At 45.3% G+C, this 13639-nt stretch carries 6 protein-coding genes and 1 tRNA gene; all 7 read right to left on the reverse strand.

Annotated features, from left to right (window positions below):
• Nucleotides 1-45 precede the first annotated feature (45 nt).
• On the reverse strand, nt 46-3480 hold the full coding sequence (locus QUA50_RS15960) for a PAS domain S-box protein (protein WP_333261527.1): 3435 nt from the start codon (nt 3478-3480) through the stop codon (nt 46-48).
• A gap of 146 nt (nt 3481-3626) precedes the next feature.
• Entirely contained in the window at nt 3627-5555 is a 1929-nt protein-coding gene (locus QUA50_RS15965) for a response regulator (protein ID WP_333261529.1), read from the reverse strand.
• A 492-nt stretch (nt 5556-6047) separates the two neighbouring features.
• On the reverse strand, nt 6048-9389 hold the full coding sequence (gene dpdE, locus QUA50_RS15970) for a protein DpdE (RefSeq protein WP_333261532.1): 3342 nt from the start codon (nt 9387-9389) through the stop codon (nt 6048-6050).
• A 356-nt stretch (nt 9390-9745) separates the two neighbouring features.
• Complete coding sequence (locus tag QUA50_RS15975; RefSeq protein WP_333261535.1) at nt 9746-10402, reverse strand: glutathione S-transferase; 657 nt, start codon at nt 10400-10402, stop codon at nt 9746-9748.
• A gap of 128 nt (nt 10403-10530) precedes the next feature.
• Nucleotides 10531-11478, reverse strand: a complete 948-nt coding sequence (gene trhO, locus QUA50_RS15980; RefSeq protein ID WP_333261538.1) for an oxygen-dependent tRNA uridine(34) hydroxylase TrhO — start codon at nt 11476-11478, stop codon at nt 10531-10533.
• A gap of 519 nt (nt 11479-11997) precedes the next feature.
• Nucleotides 11998-12069, reverse strand: a tRNA-Gly gene (locus QUA50_RS15985).
• 387 nt (nt 12070-12456) lie between these two features.
• A partial coding sequence (locus QUA50_RS15990; protein WP_333261541.1) for a calcium-binding protein occupies nt 12457-13639 on the reverse strand: 1183 nt, incomplete at its 5' end.

The raw sequence follows: 13639 nt of genomic DNA on the forward strand, positions 1-13639 counted from the left end.
TGGAGATTTTGGATTTGGGATTGACGGTACAGATGAATCTAAGCGTTATTCAATGATGGCTAAGGGTAGGGTGAAGCAAAATGTGCTGCCTTCACCTAAGATACTTTCGGCCCAGATTTTGCCACCATGCCGTTCCACTATACTGCGACAGATTGCTAAACCTAAACCTGTGCCTCCTTTTTCACGGGAGTCGGAGGCATCGACTTGCTGAAATCGCCCAAAAATGAGTTCTAGTTTATCGGCAGGAATGCCTCGTCCCCGATCGCTAACTCGGAACAGCACAAAGTCTGTCTGGTTTTCGGCACTCAGATGAATTGTGGAATCGGCAGGTGAGAATTTAATCGCATTACTGAGCAAATTTGTTAAGGTTTGGACGATCGCATCTCCTGTTGCCCAGACTTCTGCATCCGTGGGGGTAACGATTAATGATACCTGCTGTTGAGTAGCGATCGCCTGAGTGCTATCTACCGCTTGCTGCATCAAATCGGCAGCTTTGCAAACGGTTTTTTCCACAATTGCCCGCCCGGAGTCTAGGCGCTCCAAATCTAAAATATCATTAACCAGGTTCACTAAACGATTGGTATCGAGGAGGGCGATTTCAATCATGCGTCTAGATTTTTCCGGCTTTTTATCATAAACCCCACTTTTTATTAGTCCCAAGGACATTTGAATTCCTGTCAAAGGAGTGCGAAGTTCATGGCTGACAATGCCAATGAACTCATTTTTAATGTGTTCGAGCTTTTGCCGTTCGGTAATATCTTCCCCAATGCTGATAGTTCCAATGATGTTTCCCTCTGAATCTTGCAGCATGGTATTGTTCCAAGCAATGAACCGTTCTTCACCAGATTTTGTCAAGATAAAATTTTGATAATAAGGATGAAATTTATGGCCTAAAACTTCCGAAAAAACAATTTTAACTGATTCTTGAAGAGAACCGGGTAAGAAGTTTTCAAACCAATTTTTTCCGATAACTTCTAGGTTAGTATATCCCGTAATTTTTAAGAAGAAAGGATTGACATAATTGACATTTGCCTCTATATCAAGTCCGACAACAATCAACTGCACGTTATCCAAGAGCGATCGCCAGCGTCGTTCGGCTTCTCGGATCGTGGCTTCGGCTTGCTTGCGTTCTTGCAGTTCTAGCTGAAGTTGTCGGTAGAGTTTGGATTGCTGAATGGCGATCGACAATTGGCTGGCAATCTGTTCAAGTAATTCTATTTCCCAAGATTGCCATTGACGAGGTGCTGTATTTTGGTATATAGCTAACAAACCCCAGAGAGTTTCTCTCAAAAATATCGGGAAAACTGCATAACTTTTTGCTTGAAATTGTTCCACTAGCTCGATATGACAGGGTTGAAGTTCAGCGCTGTAAATATTATTAACAACAAAACTTTCATGATTGCGGAATCGACCGCCGTGAGTTTCTTGCAGATAGGTATCTGCACAATTATTTTGAAGCTCGCTTCCTATCAGTTTTACCCAGTCCTCACCAACTGACTCCACAACAAAATCACCACTCCAATCAGGATTAAAGCGGTAAATGGCAGTGCGATCGGTTTGTAATGTCTGCCTGATTTCAGTAACAGCAGTATTGAGAACCGCATTCAGATCCAAAGATTGGCGAATCCCTTGAGTAATCCTCCAGAGCAAATTTTCCTTCCGGGATTTCTGCAGTAAGGCTGCTTCCGCCTCTTGTCGAACTTCTTCGAGGTGCTTCGCTACTGTGATATCTTGATGAACGGCCACCAGAACATCGCCGTAGTCGGAATGATTGAATACACAGCAAGTGGCACTACACCAAAATGGAGTCCCATCTTTCTTGACATTCTGAACTTCATAACTAAATTCACCCTTTTGTAAAACAGCAGACCGAATGGCTTGATTTACCTCTTCAGGGCTGACTGATTCGCTGCCATAGTTGAGAATCGAAACGTGCTGACCGTTGAGTTCGCCAGAGTCATAGCCAAACATCTGCTCAAATTTAGGATTGGCATAGACAATTACTCCATTCTCGGTTCTTACTAAGCAAATGCCTTCCGCCATGTTGCGGGTAATGACAGCCTGAAGCTCCAGCATTTGTTCGGCTTGTTTAAGTTTAGTCAGATCGCGCAGAATAACGATTATCCCTACAATATTTTGGCCTGCATCACGTAAAGGTGTATAAGTAACGCTCAAAAATTGCCTGACTAAATTGGGAGAAGTAAACCAGTTTTCATGCTGAATTTTATCGCCATCCAAACATCTGTCTAACCGAGGTTTTATCATATTATCGAACACATCTCCATCCAGGATGTTCCTAACATGATTTCCGATAACTTCGCTTTCAGATTTGTTGCACCAAGTCAAATAAGCTTGATTGACTATTTGATAAATATAGTTGCGATCCATCAACACAATCCCATCTGTTGTATTGAAGACGATGCGTTCATATTGGCGGAATGCTTCTTCAGTCTGTTTGCGATCGGTGATATCAAATACGCTATAACGACTCATCATGAAGTTACCTGCTTCATCATAAATTGCTGTAGCATTTAAGTTGAACCACATGGAGGTTCCGTTTTTTTTCAACATCTGAAACTCTACATTCTCGATCCAGCCTTGTTTTTTAAATAAGGGAAAGTTTTGATAAAAAATATTTTTACTTTCAAGTGTCATTAAATCGAAATATCTAGTTTTGTATACAATTTCCTCGCGGGTATAGCCTAACCACTTCAGTTCCGTATCATTAATCATAATTATTGTTCCTGCAGCATCTAGGGAATGATAGCCACAGGGAGCATTATTATAGAGGTCTTCAACTTGATTGATATATTGTTGGCAGCTATCGTTGACTTCAGTGAGTTCTGCCGTCCGTTCTATGACTCGTTGTTCGAGTTCAGTATGGAGTTGTTGTAGGGCAATTTCTGCTTGTTGGCGCTCTCTCACTTCCGTTTGTACTTGCTCAAATAAATCAGCTTGCTGAATGGCAATTCCAGCTTGAGTTGCTAGCTGTCCCATGAGTTCAATTTCTGATGCTTGCCATTCGCGAGGTGCTGCACACTGATGGGCAATCAATAATCCCCAAAGTTCTTCTCCCTTAAGGATAGGAATAACCAGGTTAGCTCTAACTTGAAAATTTGCCAATAAGTCCGGGTGACAAGTATCAATTCCGGCAGTATAAATATCGGATTTAGATGTGAATAAGCCTTGTTTGAAGGGTTCGATATAGCTTTCAAGCAAGCAAGGCTCCTGTATCTGAGTGGATAAGATTGGTGTCCATTCTGAACCAACTGACTCTACGACCACTTTTGGGCTCCAGTCAGGAGCAAATTGCAAGATAATTACGCGATCGCATTGCAGAATGTTTCTGATCTCCGTTACCGTAGTGTTGAGAATATCTTCTAGTTTGAGGGATTCGGGGAGAGAAAGTGCTGTTTTAGCCAGGATTTGCTGTGGCTGTTGTTGCCATTTCCCATAATTTTTATCAGTAGGTTCTATCATCGATCTACTTAATTAATTACATTTTTGAGATTGAGGCATCAACCGGGTTTTTAGCCCTCGTGCGTAAGTTCTATTTAAGTATTTGAGGACTTAAGCAATCATCCCAGGTATGGGGGCAACCACGGGGGGTTTGCCCCTACAAAAGACTATATATTCAGGCTGTGCGTAAGTCCTATATTTCTCGGTTTAAGTAAAGGACGACTGCGCCTGATTCGGCTGAGTACCCGCGTGACTAATTCAGGCCCTAGTACCGGCTTGGTAATAAAATCATCGGCTCCCGCTGCAAAGGCTTGTTGCAGAGATTCTGGCTCGGTATGGGCTGTCACCACCAAAATCGGTAAATTTTCCCATTGGATATCTTGTCGAACGACTTGACACAATTCTAAGCCGCTGACGATCGGCATTTCTAGATCCAGCACTATTAAATCGGGCTCTGTGCTAATTAACACATCCCAAAATTGCTGTGGTTCTTTGAGGGTTGTCACCTCAATTCCCCAAGGAGTCAGTAACGCTGATAATGTAACCAGGATCACAGGGTCATCATCTACGATTAAGACTTTGGCTTCAGAAGTTTTGGGAGTGGGTAAAACACGGGAAATCGCTCGAAAAATTTGCTCGGTGGTTGCAGGTTTGTGGAGAAATTGCTTAGCACCTAAGCGCGATACAGCTAAGCGATCGGGAAGACTATCTCGTCCGGTAAAGACAATTATAGGCAGGTTAGGCGATCGCTCGGTCAGTTCTCGCAGTAGCGTCAATCCATCTTCCTCTGTCTCTGCAAAACTTAAATCTAGTAACATCACATCGGGCATTGACAGAGCAAGATGCGATCGGGCTGCAGTAATATTCGGCGCAATTTTCATCCGAAATCCCCAAGCTTCGGATTCTACTTTCAATCGCTCCGTTAATGCAGCATCATCATCAACTACCAAAACCCGATAGTTAAAAATTGAAATAGTAGAAACTGGTGCAGCCGTTGATCTAATAGGTGTTTTGGCTAATTCCTGCTGTAATCCTGCCACCAATTCCGAGAAGCGAGTAATTTCCTCAGCAGTCAAAGAGCGATCGTTTATGAGCAAATTCTCTGCATAGCGTGCAAATTTCGATCCTTCGGGATAACCAAAAGACCCCAGAGAACCGACCAATTTATGAGCTTCATGTTTAGCCACTTGCTGTAATTCAGTCTCTAACTTTCCGGCTAATAAATCCGTTTTTGCCTGCTCCAATACAGCAACTTGTTGGTTGAAGCTTCCCCGAAACCGCTCTAAAACTTTGTCGCTCTCAGACTTATCTACCACGCGAAATTGATGTTTGTGAGTGCGATCGCTCCCAGGATTATTTGAACAAGACGACGCAGATTGGGGGTAAGGTTTCAGTCGATAGCCCATGCCATAAACTGTTTCGATGATTTCTTCAGTTAAACCGCCTGCCTTCAGTTTCTTTCTGACATCCTTAATATGAGTGATAATGGCGCGATCTGTTGGTGCGTCGTCAAATCCCCACAGACGATCCAAAATAGCATGGCGGCTAAAAATGCGATCGGGATTCCGCAGTAATAATTCCAGCAGATTATATTCTGTCGGTGTCAGTGAAATTATTTCTTCGCAAAACGTCACTCTACCAGACTCTAAATCTAAACAAAGCTCTCCCCAAGTCAATGTATTAGCCGCTGAATTCGGAGTAAAACCTCCTGGGGAAAGTGCTTTACTGCGTCGCAACAAAGTTCGGATTCTTGCCAGTAATACTTCCGTAGCAAAAGGCTTGCTGATGTAATCATCGGCTCCCGCATCTAAAAGAGCCACCACCTCAGCATCTGAATCCTTTGCCGTCATTAACAGGATCGGTTTGCAGTAGCCTTGCGATCGAAATTGCCGACATAGACTAATTCCATCGAGTTTGGGAACCTGCACGTCTAACACAATTAGATCGTACTCAATTGCTGCTGCCAACTCTAGGCCCACTTGTCCGTCATTTGCCCGATCGAAGCCGTAATGATTTGCTTCCAACACATTTGCCAGTGTTGCACTCAGCCCTCCATCGTCCTCTACGAGCAGAATTTTTATCGGAGACTTCTTCATTTTGGCTGTGCGGTTAAATTGCCATGCGATCGACGCGCTTTAATGTCAGGCCGAAGCGTGGCTTTTTACTAAATAACTGCTACTTATTACTACTCCTTTTATCTTACCATTTTTGCAGTCCCATCGCCTAAAAATTGCTGTCACTTCTGCAGTTTATACCAATTTAATGTGAAGTTGCACATATCTCGATCCCCCTCGCATACCCCCTACTCCCCCTGATTGTTGGAGAGTAGGGGTTGACTTCGAGAAGAATCTTGTCCCACCCTATGTAGGGGCGGGCACGGGGAGTAGGGGTAGCACCGCCCCTACAAAGGGGGGATCGAGATATGTGCAGACTCATACAAAATTGGTATTAGATAAAACCGATCGCCCCTTCCTTCATCTGCGTCCATCCGCGTTTATCCGCCTGCATCTGCGGTTAAAAAAAAGCGTGAAGCGAAGCTATCCCGTAGGGAATCGCCCTCAAAAAGAGCGATCGCCCTCCCAAACAAATTATCCTTCATCCTCCGACTTTACAGCAGCAGGAGGACGCCCAGAAATCACAATAAAACCCACAGACTCAAGAGTCATGTGCGGGCGGCGAATACCAGCTAAAACCGCTTCACTCAACAAACTTTCCGTTTTGATTTCATCAGCTAAAACCGATGCTAAAAGTTGTTCGGATTTAGAAAGTCGATTCAAGCGCAACTGCAATTGATTCACCCGGTTTTCGAGTTGGATAGCAGCAGTAACAGCGAAACTATTGCACATTTCCACAAAAGCCGATCGCCCGCGCAGCAACTCCTCAGATACCACCCGCCCCTTTTGACAAAAATCATCCCATTCTAGCGGATCGACAAAACTGTCAATCAGCGACGTGCGATTTTTCGACAAATTGTAATCCCGATTCGGCCCGCCTTTTCCCTTATAATCCCGCTGCAAAATCGCTAGATTTTCCGCATCTTCCACCAGAGACATCTGCTCGCTGCGAGCATCTACAAACACAGTTTCAAAAGTTGGGATAAACAGAGCATCAGCGCGGCGCTGCAAAGCTTTCAAATTGTAATTTTCGATATTTTGTGCTTGCAAAACTTGCTCGGCCGGCTGCACATCAGTCTGGATGGAATAATTAAACTGGAAGCCGAACCACTCCTTCCCAGGTGCAGCATCCCAACTTTCATCATGCCGCCACATGGCAAAAGCTTGACCGCGATCGTCCCAGCGAATATAAGAGCCAAGTGCATCGATCAATCCCTCACCAATGCGGTAAAGAGCGACATCCGCATTTTGATGAGCAATACGGCGATTGTAACTGCCATACTGCTGGCAATAAGGAATCAATCTGGTTCTCAAATCGTTTGAGGGAATCAAAGTTTTTTGAGTGGGTTGATAGCGCAGAAGCCCCGATACACTCGGATGTTCGATTTGTTTGAAGTGGAGAGCTTGACACAACCAACCTTCAGTAGCCCGCTGCATTTCTTTATGCTTAGCATCGCAATTGTCCAGAGATTCAAAATACTGAGATGCACTGTCATCAAGAGTATCAATTTCATCGAGAACGTACTGTTCGTCTATTTTGATTTTCTCTTGTTCGAGTTCTGTTTTAATCGCTTCAATTTCGCTGGATAAGCCCTTTGCTCCCTCAGCAAACAAATTTTCTTCCAGTTTGAGAAGTTTTTCCTCAGCATAAAACTGAAGGCTGGCAATAGATTTGTTGAAGATATCAAACCCATCTTTTAAAACTTGAAACCAAGCTTCATGGGGACTCTCTGGCAAATCCGGGCCTGCAAACAAACAAAATTGCACTCCCATTTTGCTGCCAATGCGATCGACTCTGCCGAGTCTTTGTTCTAACTGGTTGGGAAACCACGGCAAATCGAAGTGAATTAACCAATCAACAAATTGCAGGTTTACCCCTACTTCCGCCGATCGATCGCACACTAAGATAAAACAATGGGGTTCAGTCTTAAACCGCTTGAGACTAGCCTCAACATCATCAGCCGATTTGCTCGTGTCATGGCTGGCGATCGCATTTTTACCAAAGATTTTAGCTAAATTTTCCGCAATCTCTTTACAAGTTGCCGTAAAACTGGTAAAAATTACAATTTTTGGGAAACGCTCGCCCGGAATCGGCCGTTTAATTTGCTGTTGAATTCTCGACAGCAAATCGCGAGGTTTGCTGTGATACTCGCGCGGAACCTTCAAAGCAACTGCGAGAAATCGGAGAATGGCGATTCGTAACAAACTCAGTCGATCGAGCCCTTCCTGGGGCTTTTCCAGGGTATTTAGCAAGGTTTCCAGCATTTCCCTTTCTTCGGGAAACAGCTCCGTTTTGGTCAAAATTGCCGTGTCATTTTGTCCGAATTCGCGATCGAGTTCTGGAGTCGATTTTTTCTGCAAGCGAGCTTTGACAACCCGTTCTAAAACATTCAGCCAAGTACCGGAAGCGCGGAAAAACAGCAGAAAAATTCTCTGATATTCACTCGACTTGGGAGCGACTGTGCGCCATTTATCGAGTACGGTTTGAATTTCCGACCACTGTTCGTCATTCAGATCGTACTCAGTTTTGGGGACAGCATCTCTATCGAAAATCACATCTTCAACCGCATCCCGGCGGTTGCGAAGGAGGCGACGATACAGGCGGTAGGTATCTCTAACGTGAGTACGAATAGTTTGCACAAGCCGAGCCTGTTCTGCAGTTTCTTCCGTTTTCAAACAACTTTCTAACTCACTTGCTAATCCGATTAAATAATCATCTTTGGCAAAAATAGTGCGAAGTTGAGCTAGTTTTGTTTGCAAAACTGCTGGCTTAGCATTTTCTCTAAAATCCAGCAAAGCGCGGCCGATTTGTTGACGGTTTTGCACCTGTTCTTTGAAGCTTTCCAGGTCATCAAGACGGTAAGTTGTGGGATCTAGCAAGTGCAGGATCGTTAGAAAATCTTGCTCGCGACCGAGAACTGGCGTTGCAGATAATAACAATAAATTTTTGCTTTTGTGAGCGAGTTTCTGACAGAGTTCAAAAGACTGCTGCTGAGCGCGATCGCTCGAATGTGCCATTGCCGCAACATCATGCGCTTCATCAACAATTAAAAAATCCAGGTTGGCGTTGCGGCTAACTTGATTGATGTCGCTAACAGCAACAAGCTGCACTCGGTCAGCAAAATGAGACAAATAGAATTTATTTTCCAACTCCTGCCGCCACTGTTCGAGCAAGTATTTCGGAACCAGTACCACAGCGCGTCCGGTGGGTTCATCTAGCAGAAATTGGCGGAGAATTGTCCCGGCTTCTACTGTTTTTCCGAGTCCTGGTTCGTCTGCCAATAAATAGCGCACGATTGGGTCTTCTAGGACGCGCCGGACGACTTCAACTTGGTGCGGATAGAGGTCTATGTTAGCAGAAATTAAACCGGTCATGCCGCGGCTGACGGCCCGCTGTTCGATCGCAGATTGAACGAATGCCAATCGGCGATCGTGAAAATACGGCGTTTCTTGACCTTTTACTGCTAAAATGTCGATCGGATCGGCGATCGGGATATTGCAGCGAACGTAAAGTTCGGTTTCAACAGCTTGCAAACTTTGGCTGTCGGGGAGGTCAATTTCGTACTCTAATTTATCTTCATCCCAGTCATAAACTCGCCCAATTATCCATCTTTCCTGAGTTGTACTCCAGAGGTAGCAGCGGGTTTGGCGCTGAAGTCTAGCTTCTTGCAGTAGACTTAAGGGTACATTTTTGCGGAAGCGGTTTTTTACTGAGCAAAAATATTCAACTACGGCATCGGTACGCGATACCTCGACAACTTTTCCGACTCCCAAATCGTTTCTGGGCGATCGCACTAACGAACCAACATCAATCATAGTTTTAGCCTGACAATACTTACTAGAATACACTAACGCCTTTCACGTTAAAAATTTTAGCAAGGTGCGATTTTCGCCTGCGTCACTTTTATAGCCTCTTCTGTAGGTTGGGTTAAGCGTAGCGCCACCCAACAAATCTACGAAAAATGTTGGGCGGACTGAAACGGAGGGTTCGTTCTTAAACCCACCCAACAAATCTACGAAAAATGTTGGGTTTCGTTCCTCAACCCAACCTACAATTTAAGGCAATTCTGGGGAGAGAAAACACGCATTAGGGGGGAGCATTTTTGTACCTCATATAGTTGAGAAATGCTATATAATTCCGATGTCACCGGATTCGATATCAGAATACGTAATTACGATGGCCCAAAAATAACTCCTAGATTACCCGATTCCCATTTCGGATATTTCTGCATAACACTGCTATAAATTTCCGACTCTGTAAACGCTGCTAACCAAGCTTGTAGCGGCGGCCAAGGCTGTTCGTTGAACCAAATTCGATCGGTATGAGCGAATTGACGAACAAAAGGTGCGATCGCCATATCGGCTAATGCTACATTGTTACCAAACAAATATTTAGTAGCGCTTAACTGTGAGTTGAGTTTTTCCAGAAATAAAGAACCTTCATACCGATGTACTTGGGCATCAACACCTGGATAGCGATCCGGGTACTTATAACGGTCAAGATGATATTTAAACCTATCATCAAATAGAGCGATTAGTTCCAGCATTTCTGTAACAGAACCTTGCTGTGGCATCAACCATTTTTCAGAATCGTGTTGTCTCAATGCCCACAACATGATATCGATACTTTGATCTAGTACCCGCCCGTCAACATCAATTAATATTGGTACTGTACCTTTGGCAGATACTTCCAACATTTCTGGTGGTTTGTCTCGCAAAACAACTTCCCGCAACTCGCACACCCGATTGCTAACCATCAAGGCTAAGCGCGCGCGCATAGCATAGGGACAGCGGCGAAAGGAATACAAAATCGGGTATGTTGCTGACATATTATATGTTTAGTCGATCGCGCGATCGGGTTTTTCGGGTCAGAAACCCGGTTTCTTTCGATATTTCTCGTCGTCAAACAAGATTTTTCCGAGAAACCGGGTTTCTTTGAACTTAGTGAATAATACTATTAGTCGATCGCACCATCTACTTTTTCCTTCCCATCGTAGCGCGCGCCTATATGTACTTGGTTGCGACGCTTAGCAAGCTCAATCTGACGTTGACGTTCATATAAAGCTTGTTTTTTGGTTTCAGTTTTGGAGTCATGACAATGAGGACAACTCACACCCTGTACAAATAATTCAGAAGCCTTATCTTCCTGACTAATCGGGTGACGACAACCGCGACAAAGTTCATAGTTACCCGGCTTTAAATCCTGACCAACAGAAACCCGTTCATCAAAGACAAAACATTCACCTTCCCAACGACTTTCTGCTTCCGGCACCGTTTCCAAATATTTTAAAATTCCGCCTTCGAGATGATAGACTTCCTCAAAACCTTGAGTACGCAAAAAAGCAGTCGATTTCTCGCAGCGAATACCACCCGTGCAAAACATTGCCACCTTGGGTTTATTGCGTAAAGCAGTTTCCCGCAGCACCCATTCAGGCAACTCGGAAAAGCTTTTTGTTTTGGGATTAATAGCACCTTCAAAAGTACCCATAGATACCTCAAAATCGTTACGCACATCAACCACGACAACATCGGGATCGTCAAGCAGCTTATTCCACTCATCAGGCTTGACATATTTGCCAGCCATGAGGCGGGGATTAATGTCCGGTACTCCCATCGTGACGATTTCGCGCTTCAAGCGTATTTTCAGGCGGTAAAAAGGTGCTTTTTCCGAGAAAGATTCCTTGTGTACCAGATCCGCAAAACGCGGGTCACTACGCAAGAATGCCAGCACTGCGTGTACGCCCTCAGACGAGCCGGCAATCGTGCCATTAATGCCTTCTTGGGCCAGCAAGATAGTGCCTTTAACGTTGTTGTTGTTGCAACAATCGATTAGCGGTGCTTTCAGGTCAGCAAAATCCGGTAGTTCAACGAACTTATATAAAGCAGCGGTTAAGAAATAAGCCATAGATTGAATTGATAAGAGTAATTAATTTTCATAATTAAATTATATGAAAATTCAGTCAAAGGGGACGGTGGGACTCGAACCCATGAGGTTCAGCGGAAGAGGTAAGCATCACTCATGGAACCCGATACTGGCAAAGGGTTACATCCTCCGATCAGATTTTTGTATCCCGTGTGGTCTCCAAATTGTCTCCAAAGGGCTAACGTTGTCCTGTCGATTTTGAAATTTTACCATGACCCCTACGTCTAGTAGAGGTGCGGAATGGGGGTTAAAAGTACCACCCAAAAAGTCGAGGGCTGATTTGGCGGATATGGAAACTGTGTTGGACGTATTGGCAAGTCTAGGCACTTGATTGTCTCCAATTTTGTCTCCAAATTGTCTCCAAGCAGCCATCAACAACCCTGTATTTGTCTCCAAAAACTCTGTATTTATCTCCAAAAACATCCTGTGCAACCACAGAGAACAAGCCCTAGAAACGCCAAAACCCTTGATTTATCAAGGGTTTTAAATACTGTTCGCGCAAGCGGACGGTGGGACTCGAACCCACGACGTTCAGCATGGGAAGCTGACATTCTACCACTGAATTACGCCCGCGCTTAGTGTTTTTTAGCTGCTTTTACTTTGTAGCAATTACGCTTAAAAACGACTATAAAACATTATACACCTATTTTATGATTTGGATCAGGCGATTTTGAGTGTAACAGGACTTACGCACTCCGACCAAAGAAACCGGGTTTTTTACCGAATCTAGCGGTCTCAACAAAGTATTTTCGTAAAAAACCCGGTTTCTGAGCCCCATGCGTAAGTCCTGTGTCCATTGTGCGTGGGCCCGATCGCCCATCCACCGCACAAAAAAAGTCCTGCACAGCAGGCAGGACTTAATCTAACTTAAATTTCTCAGTCTCAAGCGAGAGGGACTTCGTTTGACAAGAAGCGGTTTCAACCGCCGATCGATCGATCCAGGGGAATCGAACTTTGCCGTTAGACGAAGCGCAAAGAGTTGCTGTCAATAGCCAGGAAAGAAACTGATTGGACGATCGCAATCAATTCATCCGCGCCATTCGTCTTCTTAAAGATAGCGGTTCCAGCAGGCAATCCTTCGGGTGAAGCACCTAACTGATAAGTGCTAGGAGCACCTTGAAGTTGGAGGATATCTTCAGTCGGGTTGAAACCGACAATCAAAGCGTAGTCGCCTGCGCCAGTGCCGCTATCGACACCATCGTTGTAGTAGAACTTGGTGGCATCTCCCAGCAAGAAAGTATCGTTGCCTTCAGCGCCAATCAGCGTATCGATTTCGCCCAGCCCAAGATTAGCAGCAGTGCCGTCAACGCCACTCAGGATGTCGTTGCCTTCTTTGCCGAAGAGGAAATCGTTGCCGCTACCGCCGAGCAAAACATCATTATTTTCGCCGCCGTAAAGGCTGTCGTTTCCAGCGTCGCCGGCTAAAGTATTGTTGCCTCGATCGCCGCTGATGGCATCGTTACCGTCGCCGCCATACAATAAGTCGTCACCTTTTCCTCCTAACTCGCTATCGTTACCCTCGCCTCCAATCACGGTGTCATTGCCGTCGTTGCCAAATAGGAGATCGTTACCGTTGTTGCCAAATAGGATGTCGTCTTCTTTGCCTCCGAAGAGCAAGTCCTCGCCACCGTTGCCTACCAAGATGTCATTTCCCTTGAGGCCATACAGGATATCGTTAGCGTCGCTGCCAACGATCGCATCATTGCCGTTGCTGCCGATCGTCTGGAGCGTTGAACCACTTGGTGCGGGCGGGTTTGTGAATGTGGGTGCGATCGGAAGTGCGATCGTTTGAGCGGGCGCGGGAGTGAAAACGGGCGTAGGTGTTGTAGCCGGTGTGGGCGTCGTAACCGGTGTGGGTGTCGGTGTGGGTGGCCGCGGTGGGAGTGCAACCGGTGTTGGCGCGGTGGGTGTTGGCGCGGTGGGTGTTGGCGCGGTGGGTGTTGGCGCTGTGGGAGTTGGCGCTGTGGGTGTTGGCGCTGTGGGTGTTGGCGCTGTGGGTGAGTCTGGTAAATTAGCAGCCAGAATCTCGCTACCAGTGAGGTTGCCCACAGTTTCGATGAAGCCAACACCTTCGACAGTCGCCGATGCACCGAAGAAGTCGGAAATTACAATGTCATCTGTAGCCCTGACGATTCCGTCTTTG

The sequence above is a fragment of the Microcoleus sp. M2_D5 genome (assembly GCF_036701935.1).
Classification (GTDB): Bacteria; Cyanobacteriota; Cyanobacteriia; order Cyanobacteriales; family Microcoleaceae; genus Microcoleus.